15 protein-coding genes are annotated in these 20,921 nt (G+C 59.6%); 2 read left to right on the top strand and 13 right to left on the bottom strand.

Annotated elements, in window-relative coordinates; translation table 11 throughout:
• Positions 1-18 precede the first annotated feature (18 nt).
• The 3 genes from MOV76_RS21390 to MOV76_RS21380 all read right to left on the bottom strand — a co-directional run bounded on the left by MOV76_RS21390 (position 19) and on the right by MOV76_RS21380 (position 5,348).
• Entirely contained in the window at positions 19-2,484 is a 2,466-nt protein-coding gene (locus MOV76_RS21390; protein ID WP_247265233.1) for a phosphoketolase, read from the bottom strand.
• A gap of 406 nt (positions 2,485-2,890) precedes the next feature.
• On the bottom strand, positions 2,891-3,559 hold the full coding sequence (locus tag MOV76_RS21385) for a CBS domain-containing protein (protein ID WP_018446430.1): 669 nt from the start codon (positions 3,557-3,559) through the stop codon (positions 2,891-2,893).
• A 100-nt stretch (positions 3,560-3,659) separates the two neighbouring features.
• Positions 3,660-5,348, bottom strand: a complete 1,689-nt coding sequence (locus MOV76_RS21380) for an ABC transporter ATP-binding protein/permease (protein WP_131604920.1) — start codon at positions 5,346-5,348, stop codon at positions 3,660-3,662.
• Positions 5,349-5,896: 548 nt separating this feature from the next.
• Here MOV76_RS21380 and MOV76_RS21375 point away from each other — a divergent pair.
• Positions 5,897-8,419: a HAMP domain-containing methyl-accepting chemotaxis protein gene (locus MOV76_RS21375; RefSeq protein ID WP_247265232.1), complete on the top strand. Its 2,523-nt coding sequence runs from the start codon at positions 5,897-5,899 to the stop codon at positions 8,417-8,419.
• Between the two features lie 267 nt (positions 8,420-8,686).
• On the top strand, positions 8,687-9,499 hold the full coding sequence (locus tag MOV76_RS21370; protein WP_247265231.1) for a hypothetical protein: 813 nt from the start codon (positions 8,687-8,689) through the stop codon (positions 9,497-9,499).
• 92 nt (positions 9,500-9,591) lie between these two features.
• Here the strand turns inward: MOV76_RS21370 and MOV76_RS21365 are convergent, their stop codons facing one another.
• The 10 genes from MOV76_RS21365 to MOV76_RS21320 form a co-directional block, all read right to left on the bottom strand.
• Positions 9,592-12,762, bottom strand: coding sequence for an efflux RND transporter permease subunit (locus tag MOV76_RS21365; RefSeq protein ID WP_247265230.1), 3,171 nt, complete (start codon positions 12,760-12,762; stop codon positions 9,592-9,594).
• Between the two features lie 41 nt (positions 12,763-12,803).
• The gene (locus MOV76_RS21360; protein WP_166480744.1) at positions 12,804-14,000 is read right to left on the bottom strand and encodes an efflux RND transporter periplasmic adaptor subunit; all 1,197 of its coding nucleotides are present in this window, start codon (positions 13,998-14,000) and stop codon (positions 12,804-12,806) included.
• A gap of 180 nt (positions 14,001-14,180) precedes the next feature.
• Positions 14,181-14,945, bottom strand: a complete 765-nt coding sequence (locus MOV76_RS21355; protein ID WP_247265229.1) for a DUF4239 domain-containing protein — start codon at positions 14,943-14,945, stop codon at positions 14,181-14,183.
• A 137-nt stretch (positions 14,946-15,082) separates the two neighbouring features.
• Positions 15,083-16,216, bottom strand: a complete 1,134-nt coding sequence (locus MOV76_RS21350; RefSeq protein WP_247265228.1) for a calcium:proton antiporter — start codon at positions 16,214-16,216, stop codon at positions 15,083-15,085.
• A gap of 295 nt (positions 16,217-16,511) precedes the next feature.
• Positions 16,512-17,219, bottom strand: coding sequence for an SDR family NAD(P)-dependent oxidoreductase (locus MOV76_RS21345; RefSeq protein WP_247265227.1), 708 nt, complete (start codon positions 17,217-17,219; stop codon positions 16,512-16,514).
• Between the two features lie 177 nt (positions 17,220-17,396).
• Positions 17,397-17,747, bottom strand: a complete 351-nt coding sequence (locus MOV76_RS21340; protein ID WP_222286271.1) for a ribbon-helix-helix domain-containing protein — start codon at positions 17,745-17,747, stop codon at positions 17,397-17,399.
• Positions 17,748-17,771: 24 nt separating this feature from the next.
• Positions 17,772-18,368 carry a DJ-1/PfpI family protein gene (locus MOV76_RS21335; RefSeq protein WP_112905321.1) on the bottom strand — a complete coding sequence of 199 codons (597 nt, stop codon included), beginning with the start codon at positions 18,366-18,368 and terminating at the stop codon, positions 17,772-17,774.
• A gap of 106 nt (positions 18,369-18,474) precedes the next feature.
• Entirely contained in the window at positions 18,475-18,867 is a 393-nt protein-coding gene (locus MOV76_RS21330) for a DUF779 domain-containing protein (RefSeq protein ID WP_222286269.1), read from the bottom strand.
• Positions 18,868-19,032: 165 nt separating this feature from the next.
• Positions 19,033-20,541: an aldehyde dehydrogenase gene (gene adh, locus MOV76_RS21325; protein ID WP_247265226.1), complete on the bottom strand. Its 1,509-nt coding sequence runs from the start codon at positions 20,539-20,541 to the stop codon at positions 19,033-19,035.
• A 166-nt stretch (positions 20,542-20,707) separates the two neighbouring features.
• A partial coding sequence (locus MOV76_RS21320; protein ID WP_309506345.1) for a helix-turn-helix domain-containing protein occupies positions 20,708-20,921 on the bottom strand: 214 nt, incomplete at its 5' end.

Below are 20,921 nucleotides of genomic sequence, written 5' to 3'. Positions count from 1 at the left end.
TCGATTGGACGCCGCCGCTCAAGCATTATCCCCTTCGGTCGAGGTTCTTTGGGACCTTCCCGGCTGGCCTTTCGAGCCCCATTTCCAGCCGCTGATTGCTGGCATGTCGTCGCCGTATTTCTCGATGTATTGCCTGTGTTCGATCAGCTTCTCGCGAATTGCCTGTTTGAAATAGGCAGCGCGCGCACCGAGTTGCGGCAGCCGGTCGATGACGTCCTCGACCAGATGGAAACGGTCCATTTCATTCAGGACCACCATGTCGAACGGCGTCGTCGTCGTTCCTTCTTCCTTGTAGCCGCGGACGTGTAGATTGCCGTGATTGGTACGGCGGTAGGTGAGCCGGTGAATGAGCCACGGATAGCCGTGGAAGGCGAAGATGATCGGCTTGTTCTTGGTGAACAGTGCATCGAAATCGCGATCCGGCAGCCCGTGTGGATGCTCGGATGGCGGTTGAAGTTTCATCAGGTTCACCACGTTGATGAGGCGGACTTTCAGTTCCGGCAGGTGCTCCCGGATCAGCTCGACTGCCGCGAGCGTCTCAACTGTTGGAACATCGCCACAACATGCCATCACGACGTCTGGCTCACTTCCCTTGTCGTTGCTTGCCCATTCCCAAATGCCGAGACCCTCGCTGCAATGCTTGATGGCCTGATCCATCGTGAGCCACTGCGGGGCGGGCTGCTTGCCTGCGACAACGACGTTGACGTAGTTGCGGCTGCGCAAGCAGTGATCCGTCACCGAGAGCAATGTATTGGCGTCCGGCGGCAGATAGACCCGGACAACCTCCGCCTTCTTGTTGACCACGTGATCGATGAACCCCGGGTCCTGATGGCTAAAGCCATTGTGGTCTTGCCGCCAGACGTGGGAACTCAGGAAGTAGTTAAGCGAGGCGACCGATCGCCGCCATGGAATGTCGTTGCACACCTTCAGCCATTTGGCGTGCTGGTTGAACATCGAGTCGATGATATGGATGAAAGCTTCATAGCAGGAAAAGAAGCCATGCCGGCCGGTCAGCAGGTAACCTTCCAGCCAACCTTGGCATTGATGCTCGCTGAGCACCTCCATCACTCTGCCATCGGGCGACAGATGATCATCTTCCGGATAGATCTCCGCCATGTAGCAGCGGTCGGTGACCTCCAATACATCCTGCCAGCGATTGGAGTTGTTCTCATCGGGGCTGAACAGTCGGAAGTTCTTGCTGTCCATGTTCATCTTCATGATATCACGGAGAAACTTACCCATCACCCGCGCCGCCTCGGTGTGGGTTTGCCCGGGCCTTGGAACGGAGACTGCGTAGTCGCGGAAGTCGGGCATCTTCAGGTCCCGCAACAGCAATCCACCATTGGCATGCGGATTGTCGCTCATCCGACGATGCCCCACGGGGGCCAGCCCCGCCAGCTCTGGCTTGAAGCGGCCATTGTCGTCAAACAGTTCCTCTGGGCGGTAGCTCTTCATCCATTCCTGCAGAATTTGGATGTGCTCCAACTTGTCCATGTCGCCCATCGGCACCTGGTGCGCCCGCCAGTAGTCCTCGCACTTCTTACCGTCGATCTCGGGGGGGCAGGTCCAGCCTTTCGGCGTGCGGAAAACGATCATCGGCCACATCGGACGTTTCACGTTGCCCTTGGTGCGGGCTGCTGCCCATATTTCCTGGATATCCGTCACTGCTGTGTCGAGCACGCCGGCCAATTGCTGGTGCACGCTTTCTGGGTCACTGCCTTCTACGAAATATGGCGTGTAGCCCATGCCTTCGAAGAATTTCCTTAGCTCTTCACGGGGAATGCGGGCCAGGAAGCACGGGTTGGCGATCTTGTAGCCGTTCAGATGCAGGATCGGCAGCACGCAGCCGTCGCGAGCCGGATTGAGGAACTTGTTGCCGTGCCATCCCGTCGCAAGCGGCCCCGTTTCGGCTTCCCCGTCGCCGACGACGCAAGCGACAATCAGATCCGGGTTGTCGAACGCCGCCCCGTAGGCGTGGCTAAGGGCATAGCCCAGCTCGCCGCCCTCGTGGATGCTGCCGGGGGTTTCCGGCGCAACATGGCTAGGGATGCCGCCGGGGAAGCTGAACTGCTTGAACAGCTTCTTCATGCCTTCGTCGTCTTGGCCGATATTGGGATAGACTTCGCTGTAGGTGCCTTCGAGATAGGCGTGCGCAACCAGCGACGGTCCGCCATGTCCCGGTCCGATGACGTAGATCATTTCAAGATCATCGCGTTTGATCACGCGGTTGAGGTGCACGTAAAGCATGTTCAAGCCCGGCGACGTGCCCCAATGGCCAAGCAGCCGTGGCTTTATATGCTCGCGTTTCAATGGTTTTTTCAGCAGCGGATTGTCGAGAAGATAGATCTGACCCACCGACAGATAGTTCGATGCCCGCCAATAGGCGTCCATCGACTGTAATTCTTTTTTCGAAAGGGGGCCGCCCGTTGCTATCTTCTTGTGTATGGCGACCTTTGCGTCTCCAGTCGTCTTGAGCGAAACCATGGTATCTCCTCCTCTGAGCCCAGATTGCTACGGTAAGATCTTCCAAGGCGAGAAATCGTCGAGTTTTTAAATGCCAGGAGTTTTTAAATGCCAGCGATTGAAGAGGGCGGTGCGATGCTTGGCGGAAGGAATGCTAAGCGCGAGGCATAGTCTGCCCCGCGATCGTTATCGACCGAATATGCGATATGGTGCCCGTTTCAATCAGCCTAAGGCGCTGGCACGCCGTTGCGGCGGTCCATCACCCATGCCTCCAGCTCCTATGTATCGCCCTGCCGTCAAAAACGGCTTCGTGCCAGGCTGTCTATGCGTAAGAGCTAATACTCTCACGAAACGCGTCTGAAGCACAGTCAAATTCGAAGGTGTCTGAGGTTTAATCCGAAGCCGATGGCAAAGAGCTTGCTGACTCTCACGGACGATCGCCGGAGAAGTGTTCAACCACTCGCGTCACGCCCCTGACACTTTCGGCAGCGACGCGCGCTGCCCTCTTGCATTCCTCCGTGTCGATGCTTCCCCACAGGTGGGCCACGCCGTCAGTAACCGTTACGGCCATGTCTTTTCCTAGAAGACTTGAATTTTCGCTGAGGCGTATCGCAATGCTGCGACGGATGGCCTCGTCACCTGGTGCGGTTTCATCACGATCGGCAGCAACGATCGCCTTCAGCAGATCTGCACGACTGATGATGCCAATCGGCACGCCATCTCTCATCACGGGAATACGTTTTATCCGGTGTTTCTGCATCAAGGCTGAGACCTGGCCCAGAGACGTGTCCTCGCCTACGACGACCGGGTCGCGGCTCATGACGTCGGCGACTTTCCACGCGTTGCTCTTGACGTACGCCGTGGCTTTCTCTTCGGCGGTAAGGGCAAACGTTCCGAGTTCGGCGGCGGCTGCCCCTCCTAACTCCGTTCTCCGCAGCAGATCACCTTCACTGAGGATCCCGATCAGGCGACCCGCATCGTCGATGACCGGGACGCCACTAACCTGATTTGCGAGCATGATTTCGGCGGCTCGCCGAACGCTGTTATCCGGTGATACACCGACAAGCTTCGTGGTCATCACATCTTTGACTAGCATCTCCGCACGACCTTCCCCCAAAGAGGGCAACGAGGATTTGCTAAATTAAACCTGTTGCGGGTGTACGACAACCAAATTAACGGCGTTGCCGCGCCCTGTCTCAGGCGCGGTTCACCGTCCATGTCCAGCTGCCATCCTCACCGCATTCCAACACCGCATCGTGGCAATCGCGTAGGACGTCAGTTTCCGCGTTGTTGATGCAGGTGATCGAATTTTCAGAAAGTATCTGCAGGATCCTGGGAAATTGTTCGAGACCGAGCGTCGTGTCGATTCGATCCAGGAAGACGAACTGCGGGGCCGCGAGAAGAATATTGACGAGCGCGAGGAGTTGCTGCTCCTGCAGCGAAAGCAACTTTTCCCAATCCTTCTCGGCATCTAGCCCGCCCGCTTGTGCTAACACCCGTTCGAGATTGAGCTCGTGCAGGAGCTGGATGATGCGGTCGTCCGGGATTTTGCTCGAGCGTACGTTGCGTACGAGAATCTGGTGCAGCGTGCTTGTCGGCAGATAAGGCCGCTGAGGGAGAAAGAGTATATCGTCGGGACCTGGGCGAATGATGCGCCCGGAGCCCTTGAAGGAAATGCCGGCTGTCGCTCTAAACAGCGCGACGCGTGCAGCTTGGGCCGGCCCCGTGATCAAGACACGCATCCCGATGGGGATCGAAACCGACAAGTCTTTGACGACAGGAACTTCGCTCGCCGATGACAGCAGAGTCAACGTCTCATAGGCCAGACGCCCTTTTTCTTCGACAATCGCGATACCTGATCCTGCGGGTGCTCGTACCTGTTCTATAGCCTCCATCAGCGAGCTAAGCCGCGCCACGACCGCAGCGAACGTCGAGATGGACTGGAACTGGGTTATGATCAGCGAAAAAGCTCCCACCAGCATTGCGAAAGCTGCGCCGGACTGGGTGATCACGCCGAAGTCGATGTCCCCTCTCATGTAGGCAGGAGCAATGATTAAGGCGGGAATGATTTGGATCAGCCAGTTGTAACCCGTGGTGAAGAATCCCACGTTGCGATTGATCGCGGTGACTTTGCGAAAATTGGTGACCGCATCCTCGAGTCGCTGCAGTAGACGAAAGCTCTGCTGTTCTTCGCAATGCGCCAGCACAATGGATTCGGCGTTTTCTCGAACTTGAATTAGGCCGGAGCGGAAGCTGGCCTCCTTGTCGAGCTGATCGTAGTTCAGTTTGATGAGCGGTCGCCCAAGCGCGATCGTCAGGTACGACCCGCAAGCGGCATACAGAACGGCCACCACAAACAGCAGGGGACTTATCGACCACAGCACACCGGAAAAGGCTATGATTGTGAGGCTGCTGTTGAGTACCATCAGGACGAAGGACAGCGTAGTGACCGTGAATACACGCATGTCCTCAGTGATCCGCTGGTCGGGGTGGCTAAGCTGTCCCGACACATCCAGCTGATAATAAGCCCTGTCGGCGAGATAGAGATTGATGGCCCGCCGGGTGAGGAATTCCCGCCAGAGCAGCGCAAGGCGTTCCTCAATGAACCGGGAGACGACCGCGACGATGGTGAATGCCGCAAAGACCCCGATATAGAATATTGCCTGCCGGATGAATTCGGGCGTTTCGCGATTGGCGATCGCGGTCATGAAGTTACGGCCGACGTAACTGTTGACGACGTTCAGGCTGCTGAGCGCGAACAAGAGCGCCACGAGCCCGGCAAACATCAAGCCAGCTTTGCTGCCGACCTCCGATGTCATGAAGACCCTGACCGCTCGTACGAAGCGAACGGCGGTCACCTTGAAGGGAATTTGTCGCGTGTCCATGGCATCCCTTTTGGCGAGCTCGAGTTACGAGTAGGAATGGCCTCTTAGTCGTTGGGCAGCGCCAAAACCGAACGTCTATGAGAAGGCCGTAAAGTGAAGATCTGCGGGATAATCTGACCAATATACTCCCTCAACCGGCGGCCTGCTCACACTTCATGTGACGTCGTCGGCGATGAATCGGCAATGAGGATCGCCTCCACGGCGAGGTCGCGCATCAACAGACATACGCGGAGCGTGCAGCCAGCCATAGATGGGCGAATAAGCCCCTTGGCTCTTGATAAGAGATAATCGATACCAACTACGTCCTCGTAGAGCGGGTGCATTGCCTGTTCAGCGCAGACGACAAGGAGGGCTTTTTGCGTTTCCAGAAGTTCCTCAGCAGGGGCCGCTTATGATGAATACCCGATCTGCTTACATGCTTGTTCGAGTGTCTGAACCACGCCCTTCTCCCCGAGAGGCGAAGCGTGCATGGTCCTCGGATCAACCCATTTATCGGTTCTTAAGCAAAGAATGACAGCTTAGCTGCAATCGGTGGTGGGGGTGCATTCGTGGTAAATGGCTTGATGTCGCGGGTTCGCATTCAGACGAAGGTGCTCGTACTTTTGGCACCATTCGTCATTAGTCTCTGCGCAGTGGGACTGACGGGGTACTACGCGTCCAGCCTCCTCGAGGGACGGATGGAGATCTCCAACCATGTCTTGCAGTCCCTGAACGGGTTCAAACATGTTTCTTCCAGCATGACCGGCTTTCTGATGAAACCGTCGCAGGAAGCTCGTGATACCGCGCTTGCGGACGCCCGAGAGCAACTGGCAAACCTGAAGCAGACGATCGAGAGGCTAAGGCCGACGACCGATGTGGGGCTTCTTGACCGGGCGCTTGATCAGTCGCAAATCATCCCGCAAAAGATCGAAGCGATCTGGCAAATCGAAACGGGACAGCAGAAAATTCTCAGTGATGTGGACGCTGCTTCCGCTGCACTACTTGACCTGCAAGGGCAGGTTGGCAAGCGCTCGTTCATGCTGATGGCCAGTGCGAAAAAGATGGAAAATGCCAACAAGAGCGGCCTGAGCAATTCCGTCTCCATCAGCGCCGCCGCCAGTGTCGCGACAAAACTTCGCAATGACTATACGAACGCGACGACGCCGGCTGACAAAGTTAGCCTGCTAGCCAAATATGCGCCCGATTTGAAAAAGGCAAAGGAGCAGCTTTCGCCTGCTGTAGCGACCGAAGCCCTCGCCGCGCAGTATGCCGCTGCTGTGGATGCCATCGCCAACGCTTCGAAGGTGTCGCCTGACATTTTGGATGTCCCAGCAACGGATACCGCCGTCGCCAATCTTGCTGCAACTGGCGACAGTCTCAAGACGATTGGCGACGATCTGATGCGGACCTCCGTGCTTGCGCTTGCCGCGTCGGACAAGGATATCTCTCAGGCGACGAATGTCGGCAACGAACTGCGCGCCATCGTTAACAGCAACAACGAGATCCGCGTCGGCTTCGCCGAACTCGCCGGCAATCCAGACGACGCGCGAGTGAAGAAAGTCCAGCAGTCGATCTACATGTATCAGACCGAGCTCGGCCGTCTCGCCGGCGTGGTGAACGACGATCCGGTCTTTGCCGAAATTCCGAAGAAGGCTCAACCCGTCCTCGATCTGCTTGCGGCGAACGCGGCAGCGCTCTCCGAAGGTGCGGTGCGCAAGCTGGCTGAGTTCGACAGCGCTGCGGGGCAGATCGACAACACCTGGAACCTGCTTGCTCAATTCGCCGAGACGCAGAGGCAAAATGCTGGGCAGGATCGTCAACAGGCCAATAGGATATCCGGCGGCGCGATTGTCATTGGCATCCTGATTGCTATGACCGCAGGTGCCGCGCTGGTCGTCACCCTGAAGGGACCGATCACCCAGATTACCGCAGCGATGCGCAAGATCGCAGAGGGAAGGCTCGATACCACAATCACCGGCGAGGCGCGGGGCGACGAAATCGGGGAAATGGCCCGTGCGCTTTCCGTCTTCAAACAAAATGCGCTGTCGAATGTCGAAATGGAACAGCAGGCCCAGATCGCGCGTAGTGATGCGGAATCTGAGCGCGCCCACAACGAACTCGAGCGACGTCGCGCCAAGGCCCAGGTTGACGCCGCAATCGAGGCGCTTGCAGAGGGACTCACACGGCTGTCGCGCGGGGAGTTGAATTTTTCGATCGATACGCCCTTTGCCGCCGAACTCGACCGGATCCGTATCGATTTCAACATGTCGGTGGCGGGGCTCAGGGAAACGCTCAGCGATATCCGCGGGACGTCTTCCCTCATTAGCGACAATGGCCGACAGATGGCGGAAGCCGTTGATGACCTGGCCAGTCGAACGGAGAAGCAGGCGGCTGCACTTGAAGAAACCGCAGCGGCAGTGGAGGAGATTTCTTCCGCCGTCAACACCTCTTCAGGACGGGCAGCAGCAGCGCTTGCGCTTGTCCAACGCGCCAAACAGGGCGCCGACGCCTCGGCTTCAGTGGTCCAAGACGCGGTTTCGGCCATGGGACGGATTGAGGACGCGTCGGGCAAGATCGTTCAGATTGTCAGCGCCATCGACTCCATCGCCTTCCAGACCAATCTCTTGGCCCTAAATGCGGGAGTCGAAGCGGCGAGAGCCGGTGAGGCCGGCAAGGGCTTTGCTGTCGTGGCGCAGGAGGTGCGGGAGCTGGCGCAGCGATCGGCTCGCGCAGCCAAGGAAATCGGCGAGCTCATCAATAATTCCGTTCGAGAGGTTGCGTCCGGCTCCGAATTCGTCGGCCGCACGGGCGATGCGCTGACGGAGATTTCCAGCGAGATCGTCCACATCGTCGGCCATATTGAACTCATCGCGTCGTCAAGCCGCGAACAGGCAACGACACTTCATTCGATCAACGCGTCGGTCAACGATATTGATCGTATGACGCAGCAAAATGCGGCGATGGTGGAAGAGACGAATGCTGCCACCCAACAGCTATCGTCCGAGGCGCTTGCACTTACCGACATGATTGCACGCTTTCGGCTTGAAGGCCGCGAGAGCCCGGCTTCAAGAGGATACGAGGCTGCGGCATGACGGCAGCACGTATTCGCAGAGCCTGTTAACTTGCTTTGAGATGCATGGTTTCCGATTTGAAGGCTGATGAGTGATACGTTTCCCTTGATCAGTTTTCAGGCGCACGATCGTTGCTAAAATAGCAATATTCTAATATACGTGGAGCCGGCGTTTTAATATTTTCGCAACGGCAAGCAACGTCCCACCGAATGGCGGGCGTTTATTATCCTATTCAGCAGGGCGTTCGATTTCATGAAGTAGATCATGGATTTATAGGGGGAGGAATAAATGCGGCAATGGGCATCTTCTTTACTGACGGCTCCGCATGGAAGGCGTCGTCTTTGGTTTGCTGTCTTGGGATTGCCAGCGCTCTGTGTAGCGGCGTTCTCAGCTGGAGTCGCGTCCGCACAGGCGCCGACTGAAGAGCAGCGCAATGCGATCAGGGCGGAATGCCGATCCGATTTCATAGCGCAATGTTTAGGGGTGACGCCGGGCGGCATCGAGGCGCTCACTTGTCTACAACAGCATAATGCCACACTGTCGGCTGGCTGCCGGAAGGCGGTGTCGGCGGTGAGCAAACCCAAGTCGACATCCGCGGAGCCGGCTCCGGCTGCGCCCGCGACCACTGGGTCGACCACCCCAGCGCCGGCGACGGGCGCACCGGCACATCAGCCGACGCAGGCGCAGCGCAACGCCGTCAAATCGGCCTGCCAACGCGATTTCATGACGCAATGCTCGGGCGTCACACCGGGCGGCACGGAGGCACTCAGCTGCTTGCAACAGCACAATGCCGCTCTATCGGCGCCGTGCCAACAAGCCGTTGCGGCTTTAGGAGGATCAACTGGGGGAGGATCAGCCGGATCAAGCCCAGCCACCGGCGGTGCTGCTGCGACGGTTGCGACCACGCCTGCTCCTCGGGCCATGATGCCGGCCTTCTCGCCACGCGAGGAACTGATGATCCTGCGCGAAACCTGCGGATCGGATTTCCAGGCCCTATGCCGCATGGTGCCTTTGGGTGGAGGGCGGGGTATCGCTTGCCTGCGGGACAATCTGCAACGTGTGTCGCCTGCCTGCCACAGGGTACTGACCTCGGGATTATAGCGCTTGTTCGAAACTCGCACTGTGAAGTGCCGCCAACAACCTGCCCCGGCGCGAAACCGCAGGTGATCGCGCAACAGGTTGTTGCAACAGCCTTACTGAACCTTCGGCATCTCTGCCTCTGCGACGCCTGCGGCCTTTGCGCGGCCTTTCCAATATTCCTCGAGGCGCTGCAACACGACGTAAAAGGACGGTACGAAGAGCACAGCCAGGCAGGTCGAGGCGATCATGCCGCTGAAGACCGATATGCCGATTGACTTGCGGGCCGATGCGCCGGCGCCGGTCGCCAGCACCAGCGGCAGGACGCCGAGGATAAAGGCGAAGGAGGTCATCAGAATTGGCCGGAAGCGCAGGCGGGCGGCCTCGACGGCCGCGTCCAGGATTTCCATGCCTTCCGCCCGCTTTTCCCGCGCATATTCGACGATCAGGATGGCATTCTTCGATGCAAGCGCGATCAGCAGAATAAGGCCGATCTGCGTATAGAGATTGTTGGCAACGCCGGCTGCCGTGAGTGCTGCCACCGTGCCGAGGAGGGCGAGCGGCACGGCGAGAATGACGGCGAAAGGCAAGATCCAGCTTTCATACTGGCCCGCGAGCACGAAATAGACGAGGAGCATGGCGAGCGCGAAGATGAAATAGATCTGCCCTCCCACGGCCTTCTCCTGATAGGACAGCGCCGTCCACTCGAAACCTGTGCCCGGCGGCAGTGTGCGATCGGCAATCTGCTCCATGACGTCGAGCGACTGGCCGGAACTGAAGCCGGCGGCAGGCCCGCCAACGATGGTTGCTGTGGGGTAGAGATTGTAGAGGCTGATCAGAGAGGGGCCTTGCGTCGTCGAGACATCGACGACCGTGCCGAGTGGCACCATCGTCCCGTCACCGGCTTTGACCTTCAGATTGCGGATGTCTTCGGCGCTGACCCGGAAATCGGAAGCGGCTTGCGCATAGACCTGGAAGGTGCGGCCAAATTTGTTGAACTGGGTCACATAGCTCGATCCGACATAGCCGGAGAGAGCGGAGAAGACCTGCCCCACCGTAATTCCCAGCGTCTCCGCCTTGATGCGATCGACGGAAACGGCGAGTTGCGGCACGTTCGAGCGAAAAGGCGTGCTCAGCCTTTGCAGCGACGATTGGGCACTGCCGTTCTTGACGATCGTATCGGCAAGCGATTGCAGCAGCGGGTAGTCGGAAATGCCGTTCCTGATTTCGACCTGCATGGTAAAGCCGCTGGCATTGCCGACGCCCTGGATCGGAGGCGGGACGATCACCAGCGTCTTGGCGGCCAGCACACTTTGCAGCGCGCTATTCAGATGCTGGTAGATGGACCGCAGATCCTCCCCCTTCTGCTTGCCGCGCTCGTCCCAATCTTTCAGCACGACATAGGCAACGCCGGCATTCTGCAGGCTGGCATTGTTATCGAGAACGGAAATGCCGCTGATGGTCAGCACCTGATCGACGCCGGGTGTGGCTTCGGCGATCTTGCCGACCTCCTCCATCACCGCGTCGGTGCGCTCTTTCGAGGCGCCGTCGGGCAACTGCGCGCTGATCAGCACATAGCCTTGATCCTCGATGGGCAGAAACGCAGTCGGTAGGCGGGCGAGCCCCCAGACGGCGACCCCGATCAGCGCAAATGCTGCTATGACCATGATACCGCTGTGGCGGGTCATCGATCCGATCAGTCCGGCATAGCTGCGTTCACCCCTGTCGTAGACCCTGTTGAAGCCGCGATAGAAGACGTTGCGTCTCTCTGGTGGGACAGGCGGGCGCAGCCAAAGCGCGCATTGCGTCGGTTTCAGGGTGACGGCATTGATCGCGCTGATCAGCGCCGTGGCGGCGATGACGAGGGCGAACTGCCGATAGAGCTGCCCGGTCAGGCCGGGCAGGAAGGCGGCCGGAATGAAAACGGCCATCAGCACCAGCGTAATGCCGATGACCGGGCCGAGCAGTTCCTCCATCGCCTTCTCGGCCGCCTGTCGGCCGGACATGCCCGCCTCGATGTGCCGGGCAACCCCTTCGACGATGACGATGGCATCATCGACGACGATGCCGATGGCGAGAACGATGGCAAACAGCGTCGACAGGTTGACGGTGAAGCCCAATGCCGCCATGGCCGCGAAGGCGCCGATGATGGTAACCGGAACGGTGGTTGCCGGCACGAGCATCGCCCGCCAATCCTGCAGGAAGACGAGAATGACGATGAGAACGAGAACACCCGCCTCGATCAAGGTGACGTAAACCTCGTTGATAGAGGCCTCGACGAATTTCGTCGTGTCGAACGGCACGTGATATTCGAGGCCCTGCGGGAAGCTCTTCGAGAGCTCCTGCATTTTCGTGTTCACCGCCTGGGCCACCGCGATGGCATTCGCCTCCGGCAGCTGAAAAATGCCGATACCGGCCGCCGGTCGACCGTTCTGCATGAAGGACTGGCTGTAGGTTTGGGCGCCGAGTTCGACGCGGCCGATATCGCGGATGCGGGTAACGCGGCCGCCCTGTCCGCTCTCGACCTTGACGATGATGTTTTCGTAGTCTGCCGCCTCGTTCAGCCGGCCATTGACGTTCAGCGTGTATTGGAAGACCTGCCCTTTCGGCACCGGCGGAATGCCGATCTGGCCGGCGGCGACCTCCTGGCTTTGCTGCTGCACGACGCTGACGACATCCTGCGGCGTCAGGCCGCGCGCCTGCAGCAGGTTCGGATCCATCCAGATTCGCATGGCATACTGGCCGGCGCCGAACACGGTAACGTTGCCGACACCCGGCAGGCGGGCAAGTTCATTCTGCAGGTTGATGACGGCATAGTTCGACAGGAACAGGCTGTCATAGCGGCTATCGGGCGAGGTCAGGGTGACGAACCCGAGGATCGCCGTCGATTTCTTTTGCGTCGTCACGCCCTGAAGCTGCACCGCTTCGGGAAGCGATGACATCGCTATGGCAACGCGGTTTTGCACCAGAACCTGGGCCTGGTCCGGATCCGTTCCGATGGCAAAGGTCACGGTCAGCGAATAAGTGCCGTCGCTGGCGCTCGTCGACTGCATGTAGAGCATGTCCTGCACGCCGTTGACCTGTTGCTCGATCGGCAGCGCGACGGTGTCAACGAGGGTTTGGGCGTTGGCGCCCGGAAAGCGTGTCGTCACCTGTACCGTCGGCGGGACGACATTCGGATATTGCGCCACAGGCAGTTGGAAAAGGGCCACCGCGCCGATGAGCACGAAAACCAACGCCAGAACGTTGGCGAGTATCGGTCGCTCGATGAAGAAGCGCGAGATCATGCTGTTGTCCTTAGACGTTCAGATGAACCATGGTGGCGAATTCATTGCGTGGTGGTCTTGGCTTTGGCATCGCCGGCGGCAGCTGCCGGCGGGTTCATTTCTATTTTCTCGGGCGTGACCTTGCTGCCGGGGATGGCCTGCTGGATACCTTGGGTCACGACCCAGTCGGCCGGATCGAGACCGGAGTCGATGACGCGGAGCGCACCTTCACGCTGGCCGGTCTTGACCTGCTTCTGCTCGATGACGTCGTCCTTGCCGAGGACAAGCAGGTAGCTGCCCAACTGGTTCGTTCCGATGGCGTCGTCGCGCACCAGCAGAGCCTTGTCGTTATGGCCGACCGGCACCCGAACCCGCACGAAGAGACCGGGCAGCATGGCGCGGTCCTTGTTGTCGAACAGCGCGCGCACTTGAAGCGTGCCTGTGGAGGCATCGAGCTGCGGCGAGACGTAGTCGAGATGGCCCTTGTGCGGATAACCTTGTTCCGTCTGCAGGCCGATCTCCGCAGGAATGCTTGGAAGGTCCGTCTGCTTGAAGGTATGACCCTGCTTCGCCAGGCTTTCCTTGATCATCAGCACCTGAGTTTCGCTGACGTTGAAATAGGCATAAAGCGGATCCGTCTGCACGATGCTGGCGAGTTTGGTGGGACCGGATACGCCGACAAGCGCGCCGATATCGACGAGGTGATCGGTGACGGTGCCGTCGAACGGGGCAAGCACCTCCGTATATCCGAGATTGATCGTCGCCAGATCGAGATTGGCCTGGGCATTGAGGATGGACGCATTCGCCTCGTCGAGCGTTGCCTTGGCGCTGTCGACGGCGGTCTGCGTGGTGACCTGTTGCTTCGACAGATTGAGCTGGCGGTCATACTCCTGCTTGGCGCCGACTTGGGAAGCCTGTTGCGAGGCGAGTGACGCCTTCGCCTGATCCAGTTGCGCCTGATAGGTGTCGCGCTCGATGCCGAAGAGCTTGGTGCCCTTCATCACCGTCATGCCGTCCTGGTAGTCGATCGATTGGATATAGCCCTGGACGCGCGCCTCGATATCGACAGCATTGAGCGGCGCGGTATTGCCGGTGAGTTCGAAATAGAGCGTTACCGGTTGCTGGAGCGGCTGAGCGACGCGAACCGGAGGTGGCGGAGGGGGAACGTAGGTGTTGCCACTTTCCTCACAGCCAGCGAGAATTACCATGCCGGCAAGCACCACGGACAGGTGCAGACCCTGATACAATCTCACACGCATTGCCGCCGCCCCGATGTTTACGAGCCCCAGTCTTCATGCGTGCCTCGGCGGAGACGACCCCTCTCCGAAAAGTTCCGGGCATGCGATATTATGTCGCGGCATTGCTGCAAATTGCAATAGCGGCTGGCGCACAATTAAGCTGTGTCGAAGCTCACTCTCGACGGACGCCATTACGTGGCTCTAGGGCTTCCCCAGGCGTTCGATGGCAGACTGCAAAGGTGCATCCGAAACATGGACCAGCCCGACATAGGGATTGGCCATATCCGAAATCAGGAAAATCGCGCCCGCAACGGACAGGGCGCAAACAAGCAGAATTGACAGCACCGTCGGATTGACCGGTGCCTGCAGCCCGAAGGTCGCGAAAAGCAGCGCGAGCCAACAGACGAGAACGGTAAGGAAGGCCCAGGGCAAACCCTCCTTACCGGATTCGACCAGCAGCCAGTGGGTTTCGGCTACCATGCCGCTCACCTCCAGAGCACGCGCCTGGAGAGAGCGCTGCGCCGCATCCTTCGGCGCCAGGGATCGAAGGTCGGCCTGAACCGACTCTATATCCTGATATTCTCCCAGCGCTTTGGCGGATGGCTCGTCGGTGGTTTCGGCAGTCCAGCCGCGGCTCAGTCGTTTCGCGATGAGTTCACGTAGCAATTGCCGCGCCTTGTCAGTTTCCGGCCCGTATTGCGCCATGACGCGGTCAAGCAGCAGTACCCGTGCAGCCGCCGTTCTCATCTCGACCTCGGCGTTGTCGTAGGTCGACTTGGCGGATGCGATCAGCAGGCCGAGCGCCAGGGCCGACAGCGTTCCCACCACTGCGGTTGCCAGCCTGATGACGTCCTTGGATTCCGCATTGAGATGGTGATCGGGCAAGCGGGCACGCACGATCAATCCTATCGACGTCGCCATCGACAGACATAGAAATACAAGCCCGCCAACCACTAGTGAGCCCAAGTCCGGTCTCCGTATCGCCACGTAAGTCGTGCAGCCATCTTGCAAGCTGTGCAATAGCTCCCGTCATCATAGCGGAAGACAGACCAAGCGCGGGAATCTTTACTTGCTTGCCCTCACGCGGTCGCCATCGGGCGGTTTCATTGCTGGAAAATGAGCAGCACGTAAGCCAGGAAAAGCACCAGATGGACAGCGCCTTGCATGAGATGCGTGCGGCCGCTGGCAAAGGTGATGATGCTGACGGCAAGAGTGAGCAGGAGCATCACCAGATCTCCATGCTCCAGGCCGAGTGTCACGGGGTGTCCATAAAGCTGACTGACAACAAGCATCGCCGGCACCGTCAGCCCGATCGTCGACAGCACCGAACCAAGGAAGATATTGACGGAACGCTGAAGATTATTGGCGATGGACGCACGCACGGCGCTGATTGCCTCAGGCGTAGCGACCAGGATGGCCATGACAACACCGCCAAATGCGGTTGGAGCATGCAGGGTTTCGATAATGTAATCGATCGGCAGGGCAAGCTGTTCGACGAGAAAGACGACGGGAGCCATATAGGCGAAAAGCAGAATGGCATGAGGCCAGACCGGTCCGTGGCGAGGGACACGCTCGCTGTTGGGCTCGTGACGGTTGCTGTCGTCAGTGAAATAGTCCCGATGGCGGCCGGCCTGAAGAAACAGAAACGTAGCGTAAAGGCCGACCGATATTATACCTAGTATCAGTTGTCTCGGTGCGGATGGATGCTGTCCGTCCGGGCCTGCAAGAAATGTCGGCATCACCAGGCTCAGGGTCGCCAGCGGTACGATGACCCCGAGATAGGCGTTGGCGCCCTGCAGATTATGTTGCTGTTCCGGTCGCCGCCATGCGCCCAGCAGCAAGGACAGACCGACCATGCCGTTCAGGATGATCATGACGACGGCGAACAGGGTGTCGCGCGCAAGCGTGGGATTGTTCTCGCCGTGAAGCATGACGGCTGATATTGCCATCACCTCGATCGAGGTGATGGCAAGCGTCAGAATGAGCGTGCCGTAGGGCTCCTTCAGCCGCTCAGCCAAATGATCCGCGTGCCGGACAACTGACAGAGCGGAGCCAAGGACGGCAGCGAACAGCCACGCGAAAACGACAGTGAACCAAAGCGGATCGGAAAGCTGCCCGAAGAGCTGCTCCTGGAAAACAAGAAACGCCAAGCTCGTTGCGACGCTGACGCCCAGGAACCATTCCTCGCGTAACAGGCTGTTTGCGCCGATAGCGCGCAATGCCGGACCGTCTGTCATCGAAACCACCCGCCTTCTGGCAAATGCCGCCGCAATGCGATCCTCACGACCATTGTGTCCGCCCGCTGTCTTGTGCCCGTCACATGAGCGGGCGGAGACGAGGCTGCCTTAAGGCGAACCGAACCTCAAGCCAGATCGTGTGTCACTGATTAAAACTTGCAGGTCTCTGTAGTCTCGTCACCCATTGCTCAAGACAAAGGGACTGCCGCCGAAACGGAAGGCAAGGCGAGGCCGGCCACAGCTCGGCGCGGCGGTTGAAGCGCGTTTCGACGACGGGCTCACGCCGCGTCTTCCACTATTCGCGGCCGGTCGCGGGGATTGCTGCGCCAGTGACGACGGCTGCGGCCGGCGAAATCAGGAAGGCGATGAGGCGGGCGATCGATTGCGGCGACACCCAGCCATCCGTCTTCGCATTGGGCATGGCCGCGCGATTCTCAGGCGTGTCGATTGTCCCGGGCAGAATGCAGTTGGCGGTGATGCGGTCGTCGCGGCATTCGGCAGCGATCGCCTCGGTCAGACGGATGACAGCGGCTTTCGAGGCGGCGTAAGCGGCCTGCTTGGCGCCGGCCTTCAGGCCGGGCGCGGCGGCGATATGAACGATGCGGCCGTAGCCCGCAGCCTTCATGGTCGGGAGAACCGCGGCGCTGATCGTCAGCGCAGTGCGGGCGTTTGCGGTCATCATCGTCTCCCACTGCGCGGGGGCCTCCGGCCCGACCGGCCCCATCTGGAAACCGCCGACGGTATTGACCAATGCGCTGACACCGCCGAAGCGCTTAACGGCCCGGGCGACGGCGGCGGCGCAGGAAGCATAATCGGTGAGATCCGTTCCGGCGATCGACAGAAACTCGGTGGAGGCAGGAAGATCACCGGCCAAGGCTTCCAGCTCACTGCTCGAACGGTTCATGCAGACGAGTTTTGCGCCGGCGTTGGCAAGCTCGCGGACAACGGCGCTGCCGAGGTTGCCGCCGGCTCCGGTGACGATCACGGCTTTCAGGTCGTTCATGGCAATCGATCTCCTGACGGTGCCGGTGCTGGATGATACCGCGCATTGTTGATCCAGGCTGCCCGGCAGTGCAAGCCCGCTGGGGAAGACAAGGTCAGACATCTTGCGGAACTGCCCGAGGAGTTATCCGCGGGCAGTTCCGTCCGTCATTGTCCGATGGTCCGGTCGGACCGGCTTTCAGTGATACTTCGCCCGTTCTCGGCCGAGAATTCCAGGGGCGTCGAGACCGGAGATTGGGCGGGTGACGTCGGCTGGGATGTCACCTGCGAGCTGCAGGTCAAGATAGCGGGCGCAGCAGACCCGCAGGAAGGATGTGAAGTTTCCAAGGTCATGGCCGGCATCGATCGATTCATGATGCAGCCGGGTGATCAGCTGGACGACGTTCATGCCGTCGCGGTGGGCGATCTCCTCGAGCTTCGACCAGAAGAAATTCTCCAGCCTGACGCTGGTGACCATGCCGTCGATGCGCAGCGACCGGGTGGCGCTTTCCCACAGCCGCGCATCCGCCTTGATGAACAATTCACACATGTCGTCCTCCCGGTGCCGCCCTTCTTAGGCGGCGTTGGTTTCCAGCAGTGCTGCGGCATCGAGCACGGCCATGAACTGACGCAGCCACGAGGGATGGGCGGGCCAGGCGGGTGCCGTGACCAGATTGCCGTCCGAGACTGCATCGCTGATAGCGATGTCGGCATAGATGCCGCCGGCAAGTTCGACTTCCGGCCGGCAGGCGGGATAGGCCGAGCAGGTGCGGCCCTTCAAAACCCCGGCGGCGGCAAGCAGCTGTGCGCCGTGGCAGATAGCGGCAACGGGTTTTCCGGCGTCGAAGAAGTGCCGCACGGATTTGATGACGTCGGCATTGAGGCGTAGATATTCGGGTGCGCGGCCGCCGGGGATGACGAGCGCATCGTAATCTTCGGCACGCACGCTGTCGAAGGTGGCATTCAGAGCGAAATTATGGCCGCGTTTTTCGGAATAGGTCTGGTCGCCTTCGAAATCGTGGATGGCAGTGGCGATGGTGTCGCCGGCCTTCTTGCCGGGGCAGACGGCGTCGACCGTGTAGCCGCAGGCGAGCAGCGTCTGGAACGGCACCATCGTTTCGTAATCTTCGGTGAAATCACCGGTGATCATCAGGATCTTTGAGGCTGGCATCGTTTCCTCCCTTTGAAACCAACTGGCGGAGAGTAGCAAACAGCGACGGAGTGCAGGTACTATGGGAATACTACAGGCTAAATTCGTACCCGATAAGGCGACGGCATTAAACCGCCCTGACCTTCACATCAGGCAATGCGCAAGCCTCGCCGTCGCCGAAGAGGCGGGAGCGGGTCAGGAAACGCTTCTCCCGGCCGTTATCGAGCGAGAACATGCCGCCGCGGCCCGGTACGACGTCGATGATCAGCTGCGTATGCTTCCACGCCTCGAACTGGCTGGCGCTGATATAGACCGGTACGCCGCCGATCTCGCCGAGCTTGACGTCGTTGTCGCCGATCATGAATTCATTAGCCGGGTAACACATCGGCGAGGAGCCGTCGCAGCAGCCGCCGGACTGGTGGAAGAGGATATCGGGATGATCCCGCTTGATTTCTGCGATCAAATCGAGAGCTGTGTCGGTTGCGAGAACACGCGCTTCGCCGTTGATGGTGGTTTCCATGGCTGCCTCCTCAGGCGGATAACCCCGAAATCGGATCGATTTTCGGAAAGATTATACGCAAATTCAAAGCGTTATGGCGTCCTACGGGATGCGTGGCGCTCTAAAGACAAGGCCTTCTCCCCGTGTCGGAGAGAAGGCTTTTCATCATAACATCATCGGCTGCTCTCAGAAGAAGCCGAGTGCTTTCGGGCTGTAGCTCACCAGCATGTTCTTGGTCTGCTGGTAGTGGTCGAGCATCATCTTGTGGGTTTCACGACCGATGCCCGACTGCTTGTAGCCGCCGAAGGCGGCATGGGCCGGGTAGGCGTGGTAGCAGTTGGTCCAGACGCGGCCGGCCTGGATTTCGCGGCCGAAACGGTAGCAGCGATTGGCGTCGCGGCTCCAGACACCGGCGCCGAGGCCGTAGAGCGTGTCGTTGGCGATTTCGAGCGCCTCCTTCTCGTTCTTGAAGGTCGTAACCGAGACCACCGGTCCGAAGATCTCCTCCTGGAACACACGCATCTTGTTGTGGCCCTTGAAGATCGTCGGCTTGACATAATAGCCGTTCGCCAGCTCGCCGCCGAGATCGTTGCGCGAGCCGCCGGTCAGCACCTCGGCGCCTTCCTGCTTGCCGATGTCGAGATAGGCGAGGATCTTTTCCAGCTGCTCCGTCGAAGCCTGGGCGCCGATCATCGTCGCGGTGTCGAGCGGGTTGCCCTGCTTGATCGCCTCAACGCGTTTGACGGCCTTTTCCATGAAGCGGTCGTAGATCGATTCCTGGACGAGGGCGCGGCTCGGGCAAGTGCAGACTTCGCCCTGGTTGAGGGCAAACATCGCAAAGCCTTCGAGCGCCTTGTCGAGGAAGTCGTCGTCTTCCGCCATCACGTCGGCGAAGAAGATGTTCGGCGATTTGCCGCCGAGCTCCAATGTCACCGGAATGAGGTTCTGGCTGGCATATTGCATGATCAGCCGGCCGGTCGTCGTCTCGCCGGTGAAGGCGATCTTGGCGACGCGCGGGCTGGTCGCCAGCGGCTTGCCGGCTTCTATGCCGAAGCCGTTGACGATGTTGAGCACGCCGGGCGGCAGCAGATCGCCGACGATCTCGGCCCAGAGCAGGATCGAGGCCGGTGTCTGCTCGGCGGGCTTCAGCACGACGCAGTTGCCGGCGGCAAGTGCAGGTGCCAGCTTCCAGGTGGCCATCAGGATCGGGAAGTTCCACGGGATGATCTGACCGACGACGCCGAGTGGCTCATGGAAGTGATAGGCGACGGTATCGTGGTCGATCTCGCCGATCGAACCCTCCTGGGCGCGAATGCAGGAGGCGAAGTAGCGGAAGTGGTCGATCGCCAGCGGAATGTCGGCCGCCATGGTTTCGCGGATCGGCTTGCCATTGTCCCAGGTCTCGGCCTGGGCGAGCAATTCCAGCTTGTCTTCCATGCGCTGGGCAATCTTCATGAGGATATTGGAGCGCTCGGCAGCGGAGGTGCGGCCCCATTTTTCCTTTGCCGCATGGGCGGCGTCGAGCGCGAGATTGATGTCCTTTTCATCGGAGCGGGGAATGTCGCAGAGCTTGCCGCCGGTGACGGGCGTGAGGTTTTCGAAGTATTTGCCTTCGACCGGCTCGCGCCACTCGCCGCCGATATAGTTGCCGTATTTCAGCTTGAACGGCGACTCGACGATTTTCTGATGAAGCATGTCATCCTCCCTTGATGATCCAGGTTCCCAAGCGAACCAGTGAGAGGAAAATGAGCATGTTTTGGCGGAAGGAACAGGGCGGGTCTTCCATACCGCAGTGCACAGTGTCGCAGACCTGCGACAGCATCGGGTTACGATTGCTCCAGGAGCGGGACCTTTGCTCCGATCAGTGGAGATCGAGCTTATTCATCTTCCTGTGTAGCGTGGCGCGGCTGATGCCGAGCGCGATCGCCGCCTGCGAAACATTGCCGCCGGCGCGCGACAGCGCCCGCAGGAGTGCCGCCTTCTCCGCCTCGATCATCTCGTCCTTCTGGGAAACGCCAGCCTCGTGCAGGGCATCGGCTGCCGGAATGCCGGCGGCGATGCGTTTGTCGTCCAGC

This window comes from Rhizobium sp. PRIMUS64 (assembly GCF_023006465.1).
In the GTDB taxonomy this organism is placed as follows: domain Bacteria; phylum Pseudomonadota; class Alphaproteobacteria; order Rhizobiales; family Rhizobiaceae; genus Rhizobium; species Rhizobium leguminosarum.
The sequence above is the reverse complement of the archived record's forward strand: the minus strand, read 5'-3'. Positions and strand labels throughout refer to the sequence as shown.